This window comes from Rhodococcus sovatensis, assembly GCF_037327425.1.
GTDB lineage: Bacteria > Actinomycetota > Actinomycetes > Mycobacteriales > Mycobacteriaceae > Rhodococcoides > Rhodococcoides sovatense.
In genome coordinates, this window is the sequence record NZ_CP147846.1 from 598,267 (window position 1) to 614,500 (window position 16,234).

The following is a 16,234-nucleotide window of genomic DNA, read 5'->3' on the forward strand; positions in this document are numbered from 1 at the left end:
AGCTGTCTCACTGATGTGAGCGATGTGAACACAAAGTAACAGGTTCAAACAATTGCGTACATCCGATCCCCCGAAATCGCTCAGATCTGTTTGGTAATGTTCGATCGATCAAGGCCGTCGTGCCCCGAATCAGAGGTAGGTGCCCATGCTGGCAGCCGAGCGACATGCACGGATCACCGCCGCACTCCGCACTGACGGTGCAGTGAAAGTCGTCGACCTCGCCGAGTTGCTCGGCGTCTCCGAAATGACAATCCGGCGAGATTTGGACGTCCTCGACGACCGCGAAGTTCTGCGCAAGGTTCATGGCGGTGCCATCGCGCGCAGCAACCGAGGCGTCGAACTACCGTCGACGGCGAAGGCCGGTCGGCAGCATGCCGAGAAGGTGGCTATCGGTCACGCTGCATTGGGCAGTGTCGAGGACGGGATGACCGTTGCGATCAGCGCCGGGACGACCACTCTGGAACTCGCGCGACTGCTCCACGGCCGGTCGTCGCTCACCGTCGTCACCAATTCCATTTCGATCTTCCAGGAATTGACGGGCCACCCCGACGAACCGAACCCGGTGGTGTACCTGACCGGCGGTTCGCGAACGCCGTCCGATGCGCTCGTCGGTCCGATCGCCAACGCCGCGCTCAATTCCTTTCGTGTCGACGCGGTCTTTCTCGGAGTTCATGGCTTCGACATCGAATCCGGTCTGACATCCCCGAACATCGCTGAGGCGGAGACGAATAGAGCGCTCATCGCAACGAGTCGTCGACTGTTCGTCCTCGCGGACAGCACCAAGTTCCGCGAAGTGGGCACCAACGTGTTCGGGCGAATGGTCGACATCGACACACTCGTGGTCGACGACGGCCTCGGCGCATCCGATCGATCGGCGCTCGCACCGCACGTACAGCACATTCTCGTAGCCGAGACGGAGAAGCAATGACCACGACCCCACCGCCTGTTCGCAGTGCCCTGGCCGACGGGCGCGAGATTCTCTTCTATTCGTTGCCTGGCAATATCGCTCACCCTGTCTCCGATGTGCGGCCGCTCGCGGCACGATCGTCGAGTACGCAATCGGTGGTCCGGCGCGACCGCCAGACCGGCGATTGGGTTGCGATCGCGGCTCTGCGGCAGGACCGCACCTACAAACCCCCCGCCGATCAGTGTCCGTTGTGCCCGTCACCAGCAGGAGATCGCAGCGAAGTTCCCGCGGCCGACTACGACGTCGTCGTGTTCGAAAACCGTTTTCCCAGTTTGTCGCACGCCGGTGACGGCGCGTCCTCCCTGCACGCGGACGCGCGGCAAGCGCCGGGAATCGGTAGGTGCGAGGTCATCTGCTTCTCGAGTGACCACACCGCGTCGTTCGCGGATCTGACGCAGGCTCACGCACGGTTGGTGGTCGACGCATGGCGGGCGCGCACGGAGGCGCTGATGGCGATGGACGGGGTGGAACAGGTCTTCTGTTTCGAGAACCGCGGCGAAGAGATCGGGGTGACGTTGTCGCACCCACACGGTCAGATCTACGGCTACCCGTATCTGACGCCGCGCACCACGTCCATGCTCCGCCAGGCTCGCGAGTTCGCCGAATCTCACTCCTCGAACCTCTTCGCGGATATTCTCGCGACTGAGGTCGACGATGGTCGACGCATTCTGATCGCCGACGAGTACTTCACAGCGTTCGTGCCGTTCGCGGCGCGCTGGCCTGTCGAGGTTCACATCTATCCGAATCGGCACGTGCACAACCTGACCGAACTCACCGACGTCGAGCTGGATGCTCTGACGGCTGTGTATCTCGACGTGCTCGGCCGATTCGATCGAATGTATGCTGCCCCGTTGCCTTACATCTCGGCGCTCCATCAATTCAGATCCGAAGGCGTGCAGGCGGACGGGTACTTCCACATCGAACTCATGTCCGTACGACGGTCGGAGACTAAGTGGTCTGAGCCGTTAGTTCGTCGGGGGTCACGCCGCAGCGGCTGATTCGTCGATTTGTTCGAGTTGTCGGTTCAGTTCGCGGCGGGTGTATCTCCATGCGAACGGTTCCGCGGTGCGGTTGTACCGTTCGGCGAATGCGTGCAACCTGTTCTCGACGGCAGCGAGATCGGGGAAGTCGTTGGGTGTGAGTACTTTCCGTTGGACAATGGAGAAGTAGATCTCGACTTGGTTGAGCCACGATGCATGTACTGGGGTGTGCACCATGACCGCGTTCGGGTACCGGTCGGTGAGGCGGTCGATCGATGCTTGTCCGCGGTGCGAGGATCCGTTGTCGACGACCCAGAAAACCCGGTCGGCGGAGGCGTACGGTTCGCGCGTCATGACCTGATCGACGAGTGCGGTGAACTCGGTGATGCCGGTACTGGCCTCGCAGCGTCCGAAGACCTGCGCAGCGTGGACGTCGTAGGCGGCGAGGTAGGTGAGCGCGCCACGACGGTGGTAATCGTGACTGACCCGCATCGGGCGGCCTGGGGCGGCGGCGGTGGTGGGGTGGCATCGGTCGCGGGCTTGGATCGACGGCTTTTCATCGGCCGAGATCACGAAGTCGTTGCTGCCCAATGCTTGTCCGGCGTAGCGGCGCGCGTACAAGTCGAGAACGACAGATGCTTTCACCTCGAAGTTCGGGTCGCGGACAGCGATCCAGGAACGGTACTGCCACGGTTTGAGCGCATCCTCGGCGAGCCATCGGCGCACCGTCGAGACCGAGACGGTCATGCCGTCGCGAGCAAGCTGGGCGGCGAGTTCGGGGGTGGACCACCGGGCGATCGGGATGTCGTGATGGGCCGGGATCTGGCACGCCCACGCTTTCACGGCGGCGATGTCGGTGGCGTTGTAGATCGGTGGCCGGCCCGACCGTGGCGCGTCGGCGAGGGCGTCGATGCCGTGGCGGTGGAACCGGGTGCGCCACTTGCGGACCGTGTCGATATGGATGTCGAGTTCGCTGGCGATGGCAGAGTTGGTGTGTTCGTCGGCGGCGAGGAGCACGATCAGAGACCGCAGCACCATCTTCTGCGGTGTCGACCCAGACCGCACCCGGCGTTCGAGAACCTGACGGTCGGCGGTGGACAGGATGATGGGGCGGGCCGAGGGTCGAGCGGCTTTGTCACTCATGCCTCGAGAGGACACTCGAGTCACACCTGTTTCGGGCCGCGGCACGCCGACGATCCGCGAAATGTTGGGTGGTCCACAAGGGTCGGGCACGATCGGATGTGTGCCGACACCACCGGAATCGACGAAAAGCTCGTTGCGCCTCAAGCTCAGCGGCCACGCCCGTACGAGGTGGCCGCAACTCGCGCGGGTCGATGTCCGGTTTCGTGGAGCGTTCGCCTATGTCGACGGTGTCCTACCTGACGAGTCGGTACTGGGCCTGATGCGGCTGCGATACAACGGCTCAGCCAGCAGATGGGGCTTCGCGATCCACCTCGCGTCCAACGGCAAGTACGAAGATTCGATGCTGCCTACCGGCGACTTCACCGGCAGCCCCGAAGATGCACTCGACACCGCATGCGGGCTCTACCTCGCCGACCCGACCGCCTGGCAACTACCCCCGACGAATTAACGGCTCGCACCACTAAGTGGTCTGAGCCGTTAGTTCGTCGGGGGTCACGCCGCAGCGGCTGATTCGTCGATTTGTTCGAGTTGTCGGTTCAGTTCGCGGCGGGTGTATCTCCATGCGAACGGTTCCGCGGTGCGGTTGTACCGTTCGGCGAATGCGTGCAACCTGTTCTCGACGGCAGCGAGATCGGGGAAGTCGTTGGGTGTGAGTACTTTCCGTTGGACAATGGAGAAGTAGATCTCGACTTGGTTGAGCCACGATGCATGTACTGGGGTGTGCACCATGACCGCGTTCGGGTACCGGTCGGTGAGGCGGTCGATCGATGCTTGTCCGCGGTGCGAGGATCCGTTGTCGACGACCCAGAAAACCCGGTCGGCGGAGGCGTACGGTTCGCGCGTCATGACCTGATCGACGAGTGCGGTGAACTCGGTGATGCCGGTACTGGCCTCGCAGCGTCCGAAGACCTGCGCAGCGTGGACGTCGTAGGCGGCGAGGTAGGTGAGCGCGCCACGACGGTGGTAATCGTGACTGACCCGCATCGGGCGGCCTGGGGCGGCGGCGGTGGTGGGGTGGCATCGGTCGCGGGCTTGGATCGACGGCTTTTCATCGGCCGAGATCACGAAGTCGTTGCTGCCCAATGCTTGTCCGGCGTAGCGGCGCGCGTACAAGTCGAGAACGACAGATGCTTTCACCTCGAAGTTCGGGTCGCGGACAGCGATCCAGGAACGGTACTGCCACGGTTTGAGCGCATCCTCGGCGAGCCATCGGCGCACCGTCGAGACCGAGACGGTCATGCCGTCGCGAGCAAGCTGGGCGGCGAGTTCGGGGGTGGACCACCGGGCGATCGGGATGTCGTGATGGGCCGGGATCTGGCACGCCCACGCTTTCACGGCGGCGATGTCGGTGGCGTTGTAGATCGGTGGCCGGCCCGACCGTGGCGCGTCGGCGAGGGCGTCGATGCCGTGGCGGTGGAACCGGGTGCGCCACTTGCGGACCGTGTCGATATGGATGTCGAGTTCGCTGGCGATGGCAGAGTTGGTGTGTTCGTCGGCGGCGAGGAGCACGATCAGAGACCGCAGCACCATCTTCTGCGGTGTCGACCCAGACCGCACCCGGCGTTCGAGAACCTGACGGTCGGCGGTGGACAGGATGATGGGGCGGGCCGAGGGTCGAGCGGCTTTGTCACTCATGCCTCGAGAGGACACTCGAGTCACACCTGTTTCGGGCCGCGGCACGCCGACGATCCGCGAAATGTTGGGTGGTCCACAAGGGTCGGGCACGATCGGATGTGTGCCGACACCACCGGAATCGACGAAAAGCTCGTTGCGCCTCAAGCTCAGCGGCCACGCCCGTACGAGGTGGCCGCAACTCGCGCGGGTCGATGTCCGGTTTCGTGGAGCGTTCGCCTATGTCGACGGTGTCCTACCTGACGAGTCGGTACTGGGCCTGATGCGGCTGCGATACAACGGCTCAGCCAGCAGATGGGGCTTCGCGATCCACCTCGCGTCCAACGGCAAGTACGAAGATTCGATGCTGCCTACCGGCGACTTCACCGGCAGCCCCGAAGATGCACTCGACACCGCATGCGGGCTCTACCTCGCCGTCCCGACCGCCTGGCAACTACCCCCGACGAATTAACGGCTCGCACCACTAAGCTCAAGTACTTGGCTGGGTCCGAGTCGGCAATGGACGCATTCGTCACCGACGTGACGCCGGAACAGATGGCCGACCGATTGAAGGCATTGTGAACACCGTTGTCGCACAGGCGCCGGGTCGAATCAACCTGATCGGCGAACACACCGATTACAACCTCGGCTTTGCTATGCCGATCGCGCTGGCGGAACGAACAACGGTTCGCTTCGAACCGGACGGAACGGATCGAATTTTCCTGCGTAGCAAGGAGGAAGGCGACGGATCTTCGTTCGCCTTGTCCGCTCGGCCTGGAGATGTGGAAGGCTGGGCCGCGTACCCGGCCGGGGTGATCTGGGCGTTGTCGGCGGCCGGACACGACGTGGTCGGTGGGACGATGGAGGTCAGCAGCGACGTACCCATCGGCGCAGGCCTGTCCTCGTCGGCCGCCCTCGAATGTGCGGTGCTGCTGGCGATGAATGCTGCCACCGCTACCACCATGGACCGGTCGACCGTCGCCCGCATCGCTCAGCGAGGAGAGAACGACTTCGTCGGGGCGCCCACCGGTCTGATGGATCAGCTGGCATCACTGAACGGCGAGCCGGATCGAGCGCTTCTGATCGATTTCGACAGCACTTCGGTGCGGCCGGTCGAGTTCGATCTGTCTGCACACGGATTGGTACTCCTCGTTGTCAATTCCAATGCTGCGCACCAACACTCGACGGGGGAGTACGCCTCCCGTCGAGAGTCGTGCAACCGGGCTTCCCGAACCTTGGGTGTCGACTCGCTCCGCCGGGTCCAGGGACAGAACATACTCGACCGCATCGAGAACGAGGTCGATCGTCGCCGCGTCCGACACATCCTGACCGAGAACCAGCGTGTCCTCGACAGTGCACAAGCGATGGCAGACGGCGACTTTCGACGGCTCGGCGCGCTGATGGCACAGTCACACGTGTCGATGCGCGACGACTTCGAGATCACCACCCCCCACATCGACCTCATCGTGGACTCTTTGCTTTCCCACGGCGCCCTCGGCGCCAGGATGACCGGCGGTGGCTTCGGCGGTTGCGTGATCTCGTTGGTACCGGCGGCTCACGTCGAGGCCATGTCCGCGTCCGTCACCGAGGACATTGCTGACGCCGGGTTCCCCGCGCCGACAGTATTCGTCGCCCGAGCGGCTGCGGGCGCGCAGGTATGCACGGATCCGTAGTCTCCGAGGACGAACGACTATCGGTTGCTAGAGGTCCAGTACGATTCGGCCGCCGGTGGCGCGGGAGACGCAGATGAGCATGTCGGTGTGTTGTTCTTCGGGGGTCAGTCGGGTGTCTCGGTGTTCGGGGGTGCCGGCGAGGACGCGGGTGCGGCAGGTTCCGCAGAATCCTTGTTGGCAGGAGTAGGCGATGTCGGGTCGGATTTTGCGGATGGCGTGCAGGGCGGTTTGGTCGGGTGCGACGGTGATGATGTCGCCGGTGTCGATGAGTTGGATTTCGAATTCGACGCCGCCGGTGACGGGGGGTGGGGAGAACCGTTCGAAGTACAGGTGGGTGGCGTCGGTGGCGTCGACGGTGGTGCGTACTGCGGAGATCATCGGTGGTGGTCCGCAGCAGTACACCGCGCCGCCGGTGACCTGGGCGAGGAGGTCTGCGGGGGTGGGGTGTCCGTCGACGTCGTCGGTTCGGATTCGGACGTGGGGGCTGTTCCAGGCTTCGATCTCGTCGAGGAACGGCATCGATTCGCGGTTGCGCCCGCAGTAGAGCAGTTGCCAGTCCATTCCAGCGCGTTGGGCGGCGCGCACCATCGGCAGGATTGCGGTGATACCGATACCGCCGGCGATGAACAGTGCCTGTCCGCGGGCGACGAACGGGAATCCGTTGCGGGGTCCGCGTACGAGAATTTCGGTGCCGATGTCGAGTCGATGCATCTCCTGCGATCCACCGCCGCCGTCGGGGATCAGGCGTACGGCGACGGTGTAGCTGGTGCGGTCGGCCGGGTCACCGCACAGTGAGTACTGTCGTCGCCGCCCGGATGGGAGATGCAGATCGATGTGCATTCCCGGTACCCACGCCGGTAGGTCGGTGCCGTCCGGGGATGTGAACGTCAACTGCACGACCTGCTCGTCGACACAAAGGACGACCCGCCGGGCCACGGTCAAGGCCAGGGTCTGCGCAACTGGCATCGCTGCATTCCCACTGCTGTTGCTGTCGGTGTGGGTAGTGCTGTGGTCGAGGAGGGCGAACCATTTGTCCAATGTGTCGGTGACCAAGGAGACGGTCTGATCGGGTATCGCCCTACCGTAGAGATCGGGTGGGATCGTCCGACCCTGCCTAAAGGTCTCGACGGTCTCGGTCAGAAGCGCCCACTTACGCCGCAGGTCCATCATCGGGCGGCAGCGCGCGCGGCCGGCGACGACGCCAAGTATTGGACGGCTTGTTCGGTGCTGCCTTCCTGCGCAGGGTGGTAACCGGATTTGAAGTACCGCAGTGACGCGGACATGATCATGGACGGCGACGGGAACAGTCCCCGACGTGCGACATCGCGGTACGCGCGCAGAGTCGGACGGCGCCTACGACGCGGTAGATGCGCCAATGTGGGGTCCTGCTCCATCAGAAACCGCACCCCGCGGGTCCAGAACCACACCAGAGTCGGGGCGATCGCGAGATAAGTGCGTAGTCGCCGGGCCGGGCGGACATCGAAGTACTGCATCACCTCGAACGCAACGGATCGGTGTTCGACTTCCTCGGCGCCGTGCCAACGCAGCAGATCGAGCATCGTGGGATCGAACTCGACCTCGTCGAGTGCGTGGGCGTTGAGAACCCAATCACCGAGGAACGCCGTCAGATGTTCCACCGCGGCGATCAACGCAACCCGCTCGATCAGAGAGTTACGGCTGTGACCCTCACGGTTGCCCAGAGCCCGCCCGAACAGGAACTGCATCTGCTCAACGTAGGGAGCGACGTCGATACCATGCCCGGTCAACGAGTCGAGAACCTGAGTGTGTGCATCGGCATGGACTGCTTCTTGCCCGATGAATCCGATCACGTCGTCACGAAGTTGTTCGTCGTGGATCAACGGCAACGCCTCTTTGAACGTGCGCACGAACCACTCCTCGCCTTCAGGGAGGAGCAGATGCATCACGTTGATCAAATGTGTCGCCAACGGATCACGATCGAGGTAATGCAGGGGCAACGACGCCCAATCGAACGAGACGTTCCGGGCCTGCAACACAACCCGATCGCCCGGCGCACGACCAGAAGCCGACCCGCCCGCAGGCTCCGAGTGCTCGTCGAATTCTCTTGTCATAGTGATCGTCCCCCCCGGGATCGGTAGTGCGAAGAACTGCGATCCTTCTCAGCCGCCGTGACTTCGGCTCGGTAGTCCGTACGCTTTGGCAGTGAGCTTTTCCATCATCGTGCGCGGTAACACCCGCCGCGCCAAGAACACCAGCGGCGCATTGCTTCCCACTGCGTAAAGCGGGCGGGTATGTTCGTCTTCGATGGCCTGGAGTACGGTCTTCGCGACCGCCTTCGCCGAGATCCCCTGTGCCTCTTCGGCGTCGAGCTTCTCGATCACGGTGCTGAAGTCGCGATGATATGGCGAATGCGGCCCGCAGTACTTTGTGCGTCGCGCGGAGAGCCCCGTGTCGATCGATCCTGGCTCGACAGTAGTGATGTCGACGCCGAACGGCTTGAGCTCGTAACGCGCTGCCGTCGAGAATCCGTTGAGCGCGGCTTTGGTTGCGGCATAGGACGAGCGGTACGCGAGCGGGAAGCTCGCCAGCATCGAACCGACGTTGACGATCGTGCCGCGGCGACGCTCTCGCATTCCAGGCAGGACGCATTGGATGAGTTCGATCGCGCCGAAGACGTTGAGCTGGAACAGCCGGTTCACGGCATTAATAGGTAGCTCTTCGAGCGGGCCGCACTGGCTCTCGCCGGCGTTGTTGACCAGGACGTCGATGTCGACATCGCGCAGACCGTCGGCGAACCTTCGAATGGACGCCGAGTCCGTCAGATCGAGGTCGCGGTACTCGACTCCCGGCACCGGGTCGGAGATCGAGGATGCATCCCTACTGGTACCGATGACGTGGAATTGCTGTGAGCGCAGCAGCTCTGCGACGGCACGTCCGATGCCCGAGGTTGCTCCGGTGACGATGGCGGTTGTCATGCGTGCCTCTTGGTTCTGGTTCTGGTCCTGTTGGTGGCTGCGGGCGGCGAGTCGACATCTCTCGTGAGCTCGGCGGGTGGTGGGTTCGCGTGCTGGTAGAAAGTAGTGGGCACCTTGGTGTGCAGTGCGGGAACAGAGCGTCCCGACGCCATCACGGTCCGGTCCGGGCGGACGATGGCTGCGATGGCGTGGCCGCGTCGCAACCACACGCCGAGTTCCGATGACGCGGGAACTTCGATGGGCGCAGCACCCCGGCGCGTGAGCTCTCGGCGTTGACCGACCGTCAGCGGCGTCGAGGTGACGAACAAGAACTGTCCTGGGGCTGCGGAGTCGAGTCGGCCGCCGTTGTCCAACACACTGTTCGGGCACAGAGTACCGGGAAGGCCCGTCACAGACACCGGCGAACGCAGGACATATGCCGATCGAGGAAGTCTGGGGGTGGTGCTGTCGGTTGCTTTCGTGCCGATGACCGGTACGTAGCCGAGCAGGGGTGCAATGTTCTTTCGGACGGCGCTGGTCGCCCGGCTACCTCCGGTCATTGCCCACCCGATCTGCACGGCCAGTTTGATCATCGCGCTCGCATGCGCTTTACGCTCGGTCTGGTAGGTGTCGAGGGCGGTCTCGGGCAAGGAACCGCCGAGGACGCCGGCAAGCTTCCAGATCAGATTCCGCGCATCGCGTAACCCGGCCCCCATGCCCTGACCGATGAACGGCGGGGTCAGATGTGCGGCGTCACCGAGCAGAAACACCCTGCGGTCACGCCAGCGATCGACAACTTGTGCCCGAAACGTGTACTCGGCGCAGCGAATCAACTTCAGATCGTCCAGGGAAACCTCACCGAGCCACGGGGCGATCAGCGGTCGAATTGCGTCGAGGTCGGTGAAGGTGTCGACATCTTCGTTGTCATGTAGGCGGAACTCCCATCGATACCTGGAGTCACCGATGCGCATGTAGGTGGCAGCTCGTTCGCCGTCGCACACCTGATGTACGCCCTCCCACTGCTGGAGGTCGGCGTCGGTCGAGATGTCGATGACCAGCCAGCGCTGCGCGAACCCGAGGTCCGTCATCTTCGAACCGATGGAACTGCGAACTACGCTGTTGGCCCCGTCGCATCCGAGTACGTAATCGGCTGTCACCCAATGACGTGCCTGGTCTGCCGTATCGGTGAACAGTACCTTGACGCTGTCGTTCTGGTTCTGCACGCTGATGATTTCGCATCCACCGCGCGCCTGCACGGTATCGAAGCGCGGTAGGTGCGATCGCATGAGGATTTCGAGATCCGGTTGATCGAACATATTCGCCTGTGGGAATCCATTCGGCCGAATGTCCGGGTCGCGTTCGAATTCGACATATGTACGAATTTGTTTGTCGCACAACCGCAGGCCGCGTCCGGGGCGGGAGATGTCAGCGAACTCTTCGGCGAGTCCGAGGTCCGCGAGAATTCGATAGACCTCGTCGTCGAGATGGACGGCCCGCGGCTGCGGGTAGACGTCGTCCCATCGGTCCAATACGAGACAGGATATTCCGTAGGACCCCAGTAGCAGTGCTGCGGTCATGCCGGTAGGTCCGGACCCGACGATCACCACCGGGAAGTGATCGCCATCGCGCATGTCCGGCCTACCTGTGGGCGCACCGGATTCGGTGCGTCTCATCGGTAGGTGACCGCCGTCCGTTGAACCCCCAGATCGAGGGTGCCATCGGGTGTGGCACAGGTCAGTTCGAGGACATCACCGTCGTGCAGGTAGTTCGGGTTGGATGCCTGCTTCTTGAAGAAGACCTTCCACTTCACCGCCGGAGGGACGAGCGACCCGAGCAGTTCGATCGGCTTGGCCGGAGCCTTCAACGCCGTTCCTCCTGGTGTTCCCGTCAGGAGGAGATCACCGGCATCGAGACGCTGGAATCCGCTCAGAGCTTGCAGTGTCTCGACCGGCCGGTAGATCATGTCCGAAACCGTACTGTTCTGTCTTACAGCGCCATTGACTCTCAGAGTCAACTCGAGGTCGTCGAAACGATCGAAGTCGCCCTCTTCCAGGAGTACCAGGAGCGGACCGACCGGGGTGAACGTTGGGTAGGACTTGCCCTCGTAGAACTGTGTCTTGGGCAGCTGAACGTCGCGCGCGGAGACATCGTTGGTGATGACCAGCCCGGCAACGTATTCGGCGATGTTGTTGGCATTGATCCGTGTTCCCACCGGCACAGTCTTGCCGAACACCAGGCCGATCTCGATTTCGTAGTCGAGAAGCTGCACATGCGGGGGCTTGACGATGTCATCGGTCGGTCCGCTGATGGATCCGGAGGTCTTTCGGAAGAAGGTCAGCGGAACAGTTGCGGGATTCATGCCGGAATCCTTGACGTGCGAAACGAAATTGGTCATCTGCGCTATGACCCGGCACGGGGCGGTCACCGGTGAGAGTACGTCGAGTGTTTCTACTGCGACGGTGTCGGTGCTCGTGCGAGCCGACTCGATCGCCGACCGGTCGGCCAGCAGCTCGGCGGTGGTGGTGGCGTCGGTGTCGATGCGTGCCGCCCCTGTTGGAGTGTTCACCCACCATGCGTCGGCGGTACGTAGAACGGAGATGCTCATGAAGCTGCCACTTTCATCAGGCCGCGAAGGCGTTCGGCGTCGAATTCGTTGTCTTTGCGCAGAGAAGAGAGAATGGACCGAAGTTCATGAAGAGATGCCCGGCTCGGTGCAACTCCGAGGAAGTCCCTGGACGCGGGCGGGCCCCACTGGGCCAGTCCCGACGCGGTCATCGGAGCCCATCCAGGCTCCAGGGAGCTGTCGAACATGTCACCGTCGCTGAAATGTTCCACCAGGAAGCCGTCTGGATCGCGCCAGTAGTCGAAGATCTGGCTGCCTTGGATGTGCCTGCCGATTCCCCACGAATGGCGGTACCCACGTTCGGTCAAGTGCTCGCCGCCCGCGGCGATGGCATCGAGATCCGAGACTTGATAGGCGGAGTGCACGTACCGGTTCGACGGGCCAAGCGTCATGGCAAGGGTGTGGTGGTCTGTAGGGGTGTTGCCACGGTCGCACCGGATGAAGCTCATCACCGGTCCTCGCTCGCGTTGACCGGCGTAGTAGAGAAAGTCGCTGACGATCAAACCCAGGTGACGGAGGTACCAATCCAGGTTTTCGAGGTAGTCGGTTCGTTGGAGGACGACATGTCCGAGGCGTTGAATGAGGGCGGGCTCGTGCGGCGGACGTTGAGTTGCGTTCACCCGATGGCGTGGCACACCGAAGTTGTATATGTGTGTCCGTTGACCGGGGAGAGCAGCGTGCACGTCGTACCCCGACACCACCTGGACAGGTTGGCCGCTCGGGTCGGTGAGCGTCACTGCGATGCCACCCAGCGCGTCGGGAAGGCGGTGTACGCGATGCCCGGTGGCGTCGGCGAGCTTCATTACATCTGCGTCTGCAGCCGCTGCGAACGCCGTGCCCACGAATCGTGTCCGCTTGCCACGACGGATGATGACTGCCGGCCCTCCGGCCTGCGTCCCACGAAGGTGGATCTCCTCGGGGGTGCGCAACGTCACCGAAAAGCCGAATGCCAGCGCAAAGGCTTCCGCCTTGACCAGGTCAGGCTTGGTGAACTCCAGCCAGGCGATGTCGTGAACCTTGATGATCGGGTCCGCAACCCTTCCTGGGTGCTCCCCAGTAAGGCCGCCCTGGTCCACATGCATGTTCTTGTGGCCATCCACGCCGTGTTCGTGCACTGATCCTCCTTGCAGGTGACACTATCGTCACCTATGAGCACTTCCTCAGTCAAGTGAATTGATAGAATCGTCAGCGGTGAGGATCAGTCGGGCCAATCCACGATGCATGAGAGCTCACAGAGAAGCAGGGAAGACATGACCGAAACCCCGAACCGGCTCGAACGTCGTAAAGCGCGTACCCGAGCTGCTCTGGTGTCCTCCGCGCAGGGGTTCATTGCCCGGGGCGAGTTGAATGTGCCGGTATTGGAGATCACCCAGGCTGCCGACGTCGGAATGGGTTCTTTCTACAATCACTTCGACAGCAAGGAGCAACTGTTCCAGGCTGCGGTGGACGGCGCGCTGGAGTTGTTGGGCGACTATCTCGACTCGTTGTCCGCAGGTTCGGCGGATCCCGCGGAGGCGTTCACGAGGTCTTTTCGGATTACCGGCAGATTGTTCAGGATGCAGCCGGAGCTGAGTCGAGTGCTCATTCACTCCGGCCCGGCGTTGATCACCTCGGAGCACGGTCTCGGACCTCGAGCGGCTCGCGACATACATGCGGCAACCGCCGCAGGTTATTTCGTCGTCCCCGACCCGGAATTGGCCTTGTCGTTGGTGGCCGGTGCGCTCCTCGGACTCGGGCAGCTTCTGCTCGCGCAACCGTCCCGTGACGACCACGAGGCGGTGGACCGCATGACGTTCAGCGTTCTTCTTGCCCTCGGTGTCTCCGCTGCCGACGCCCGCGAATTGTGCAGCCGCCCTATACCGTCCATGAGCGAGGTTCCCACGGTGGGCGAGAAGTAGTAAGTGCGAGCCGAAGGGCTCAGCGCGCGCTCTCCAGATCACGGATGAGTGCGGTGACGGTGCGGTCGCGGGCCAGTTTCCACTCCAGAACTGGGTTGAGGATTCCGCGCAGCCAGAAGTACGGGGCCCAGACGGCAGGAGCAATCGTCCGTGCGCGACGAGTTCTGACACTGCGTACCAAGAGCTCGGCTGCTCGGTCCGCAGGCAGCCGCCGATTCAGCGGCCACGGCAGCAATTCGCCGATCCGACGGCCAACCGGGTCGTCGTCGAGCGTTCCCCGTGCCAGATCGGTATCGACGACACCGAAGTACGCGAGTCCTGCCGATGCTCCGACTGCGGCGAATTCGATGCTCAGCGCGCGTCCCAGTTGTTCCACGGCAGCCTTGCTGACCATGTACGGCGCGCCTCCCATGCCGGGAGTGAATGCAGCGCAGGATGATACGAGCGCGATGTGCCCGCCGCGGGTGACTACTTCGTCTGCGCTTGCGCGCACGATGTTCAGGACTCCGCCGAAGTTCACGGCCATCACGGCGTCGAACGTACTTTTGTCCACAGTCCGGATCGTTGCCGGAGGCGGTGTGATTCCCGCATTGGCGATGACGATATCGAGGGCGCCGAACTTCTCCACTGTTCGAGCGACACACGCCACCATCGCGTCCGAGTCGGTGACATCGGCTGCGAGCAATAGGACGCGTTCGCACTTGATCGCATCCGCTGGAATGTCACGGTCGACCACCGCGACGGATGCACCCGCGGCAAGTAGCTTCTGCACGGTGGCAGCGCCGATACCGCGAGCCCCGCCGGTTACGAGAGCAACTGCACCTGTCAATGCGAGCTGACGTGTCATGCGGAGGCCTCCGATATTGCAGGCTCGACTTCGGCGACGGGTGTCGCCGATCGAGTGCGGTAACCGTAGTGGTCGAGCTCGATCACGGACATCCGCCGGGTGAAATTACGCACCGATCCTGGCCAGTAGGTGACGTTGCGACCTGAGGGACTGAGGTAGTAGCTGCTGCATCCGCCTGAGTTCCACACCGATCCCGCGAGCCGGGCATCGGTGTACGCGGCGAATTCGGCCTGCGCTGTGCTGCTGACTTCGAGTGCGACAATGGACTTGTCGTCCATGACTCGAAGCGCCTCGAGTATGTAGTTCACCTGTGCCTCGATGGTGACGACCTGAGAGGTGTAGACCACCGAATTGGGCCCGAGGAGCATGAAGAAATTCGGGAAGCCCTGCACGGTTGTTCCGCGGTAGGAAGACATCTCGCCGCCGGGCCACGCGTCGGTCAGCGACTTTCCGTTGCGGCCACGGATGCGCCGAAAGCCGGAGTGCTTGGCGATGGTGAATCCGGTCCCCAGCACGATCGTGTCGACCTCGTGCATCCGCCCATCCGCGGTGACGATTCCGTCCGGCCGGACTTCGGTGATGGCCGTCGTCTCCACACTGACGTTGTCACGAGCGAGCGCGGGATAGAACTTGTTGGAGAACGTCGGCCGTTTGCACCCGAACGCATACTGCGGAGTGAGCTTCTCTCGAAGTACCGGATCTTTGATCTGACGTCGAAGGTGTGCCCGTCCGAGCGCAGCAAGGGGAGCCAGGAGTGCCCGATGGTTGATGAGACCGGGTACCAACGCTTCCTGGAACAAGTCGAAGACGCGGCGCAGCGCCCTCTGCGTCACCGGGAATGTGCGTTGCACCTGACGACCGGATTCCGATATCGGACGGTCAGGGTGAGGCAGGATCCACGTCGGAGTCCGTTGGAACACAGTCAGATGCGCGGCTTCGGGAGCGATGCGCGGTACGAACTGCACTGCTGAGGCCCCGGTTCCGATGACGGCTATGCGGCGGTCCTTCGCGGAGAATTCGTGGTCCCACTCGGCGGAGTGAAAGACAGTGCCCGAGAACGATTCGAGGCCATCGATATTCGGGCGGGCAGGTTCGCTGAACGGTCCGAGCGCGCCGACCAACACCCGAGCTGACCATGTCCCCCCGGATGTTGTGACGAGCCATCGCGCCTCCGTTTCGTTCCAGGAAGCGTCGAGGACTTCGTGACCGAATCGGATTCGGTCTCGGATCTCGAACTTGTCCGTGCAGGCGTTGAGGTAGCTCTCGATCTCCGGCTGCAGGGGATAGAGGCGAGTCCAGTCGGGATTGGGGGCGAAGGAGAACGAATACAGGGCGGACGGAATGTCGCACTGTGCACCTGGGTAGGTGTTCACGTGCCACGTCCCGCCGACTGCGTCCCCACGCTCGAAGACCAGGAAGTCCGGGCGCCCTTCCTGCTGCAGGCGGATCGCTGCACCGAGACCGCCGAAACCCGCTCCGATGATCGCGACATCGATCAGTGGCACCGTCTCGGTGTCCGAAGTTGCTGCAGTCATGAGGGTGACTCCTTCTTTTACAGA

At 62.9% G+C, this 16,234-nt stretch carries 16 protein-coding genes; 6 read left to right on the plus strand and 10 right to left on the minus strand.

The features are described from left to right. The first annotated feature begins 145 nt into the window (after window positions 1–145). Window positions 146–928 carry a DeoR/GlpR family DNA-binding transcription regulator gene (locus WDS16_RS02855; RefSeq protein ID WP_338890330.1) on the plus strand — a complete coding sequence of 261 codons (783 nt, stop codon included), beginning with the start codon at window positions 146–148 and terminating at the stop codon, window positions 926–928. Beyond that, complete coding sequence (gene galT / locus WDS16_RS02860; RefSeq protein WP_338890331.1) at window positions 925–1,965, plus strand: galactose-1-phosphate uridylyltransferase; 1,041 nt, start codon at window positions 925–927, stop codon at window positions 1,963–1,965. The genes WDS16_RS02855 and galT overlap by 4 nt, the downstream gene beginning before the upstream one ends. On the opposite strand, the gene WDS16_RS02865 is transcribed toward galT, so the two are convergent. Then, window positions 1,948–3,090 carry an IS630 family transposase gene (locus tag WDS16_RS02865; RefSeq protein WP_338890234.1) on the minus strand — a complete coding sequence of 381 codons (1,143 nt, stop codon included), beginning with the start codon at window positions 3,088–3,090 and terminating at the stop codon, window positions 1,948–1,950. The two genes, galT and WDS16_RS02865, sit on opposite strands and share 18 nt — an antisense overlap. A gap of 100 nt (window positions 3,091–3,190) precedes the next feature. Between WDS16_RS02865 and WDS16_RS02870 the strand changes: the two genes are divergently transcribed. After that, complete coding sequence (locus WDS16_RS02870; RefSeq protein WP_338890235.1) at window positions 3,191–3,538, plus strand: hypothetical protein; 348 nt, start codon at window positions 3,191–3,193, stop codon at window positions 3,536–3,538. 44 nt (window positions 3,539–3,582) lie between these two features. On the opposite strand, the gene WDS16_RS02875 is transcribed toward WDS16_RS02870, so the two are convergent. Then, on the minus strand, window positions 3,583–4,725 hold the full coding sequence (locus WDS16_RS02875) for an IS630 family transposase (RefSeq protein WP_338890234.1): 1,143 nt from the start codon (window positions 4,723–4,725) through the stop codon (window positions 3,583–3,585). Window positions 4,726–4,825: 100 nt separating this feature from the next. On the opposite strand from WDS16_RS02875, the gene WDS16_RS02880 reads away from it, so the two are divergent. Both WDS16_RS02880 and WDS16_RS02885 read left to right on the plus strand, forming a co-directional pair. Continuing rightward, window positions 4,826–5,173, plus strand: a complete 348-nt coding sequence (locus tag WDS16_RS02880; protein WP_338890237.1) for a hypothetical protein — start codon at window positions 4,826–4,828, stop codon at window positions 5,171–5,173. 103 nt (window positions 5,174–5,276) lie between these two features. Then, window positions 5,277–6,374: a galactokinase gene (locus WDS16_RS02885; RefSeq protein ID WP_422395805.1), complete on the plus strand. Its 1,098-nt coding sequence runs from the start codon at window positions 5,277–5,279 to the stop codon at window positions 6,372–6,374. 27 nt (window positions 6,375–6,401) lie between these two features. Here WDS16_RS02885 and WDS16_RS02890 read toward each other — a convergent pair whose 3' ends face one another. The 6 genes from WDS16_RS02890 to WDS16_RS02915 are packed head-to-tail and all read right to left on the minus strand — an operon-like array spanning window position 6,402 to window position 13,012. Next, window positions 6,402–7,541: a PDR/VanB family oxidoreductase gene (locus tag WDS16_RS02890; RefSeq protein ID WP_422395806.1), complete on the minus strand. Its 1,140-nt coding sequence runs from the start codon at window positions 7,539–7,541 to the stop codon at window positions 6,402–6,404. Then, window positions 7,541–8,464 carry a metal-dependent hydrolase gene (locus WDS16_RS02895; protein ID WP_338890336.1) on the minus strand — a complete coding sequence of 308 codons (924 nt, stop codon included), beginning with the start codon at window positions 8,462–8,464 and terminating at the stop codon, window positions 7,541–7,543. Before WDS16_RS02895 ends, WDS16_RS02890 begins: the two co-directional genes overlap by 1 nt. A gap of 48 nt (window positions 8,465–8,512) precedes the next feature. Further along, entirely contained in the window at window positions 8,513–9,328 is an 816-nt protein-coding gene (locus WDS16_RS02900) for an SDR family oxidoreductase (RefSeq protein WP_338890337.1), read from the minus strand. Then, window positions 9,325–10,980 carry a bifunctional 3-(3-hydroxy-phenyl)propionate/3-hydroxycinnamic acid hydroxylase gene (locus WDS16_RS02905; protein WP_338890338.1) on the minus strand — a complete coding sequence of 552 codons (1,656 nt, stop codon included), beginning with the start codon at window positions 10,978–10,980 and terminating at the stop codon, window positions 9,325–9,327. The genes WDS16_RS02900 and WDS16_RS02905 overlap by 4 nt, the downstream gene beginning before the upstream one ends. Further along, window positions 10,977–11,912 carry a fumarylacetoacetate hydrolase family protein gene (locus tag WDS16_RS02910; protein ID WP_338890340.1) on the minus strand — a complete coding sequence of 312 codons (936 nt, stop codon included), beginning with the start codon at window positions 11,910–11,912 and terminating at the stop codon, window positions 10,977–10,979. The genes WDS16_RS02905 and WDS16_RS02910 overlap by 4 nt, the downstream gene beginning before the upstream one ends. Beyond that, window positions 11,909–13,012: a VOC family protein gene (locus WDS16_RS02915; protein WP_338893234.1), complete on the minus strand. Its 1,104-nt coding sequence runs from the start codon at window positions 13,010–13,012 to the stop codon at window positions 11,909–11,911. The genes WDS16_RS02910 and WDS16_RS02915 overlap by 4 nt, the downstream gene beginning before the upstream one ends. Window positions 13,013–13,180: 168 nt before the next feature. Between WDS16_RS02915 and WDS16_RS02920 the strand changes: the two genes are divergently transcribed. Then, window positions 13,181–13,828 (plus strand): TetR/AcrR family transcriptional regulator, encoded by a 648-nt coding sequence (locus WDS16_RS02920; RefSeq protein WP_338890342.1) that lies wholly within the window; start codon window positions 13,181–13,183, stop codon window positions 13,826–13,828. 19 nt (window positions 13,829–13,847) lie between these two features. Here the strand turns inward: WDS16_RS02920 and WDS16_RS02925 are convergent, their stop codons facing one another. Both WDS16_RS02925 and WDS16_RS02930 read right to left on the minus strand, forming a co-directional pair. Continuing rightward, on the minus strand, window positions 13,848–14,675 hold the full coding sequence (locus WDS16_RS02925; protein ID WP_338890344.1) for an SDR family NAD(P)-dependent oxidoreductase: 828 nt from the start codon (window positions 14,673–14,675) through the stop codon (window positions 13,848–13,850). Further along, complete coding sequence (locus WDS16_RS02930; RefSeq protein ID WP_338890346.1) at window positions 14,672–16,210, minus strand: NAD(P)/FAD-dependent oxidoreductase; 1,539 nt, start codon at window positions 16,208–16,210, stop codon at window positions 14,672–14,674. Before WDS16_RS02930 ends, WDS16_RS02925 begins: the two co-directional genes overlap by 4 nt. Between the last annotated feature and the right edge of the window lie 24 nt (window positions 16,211–16,234).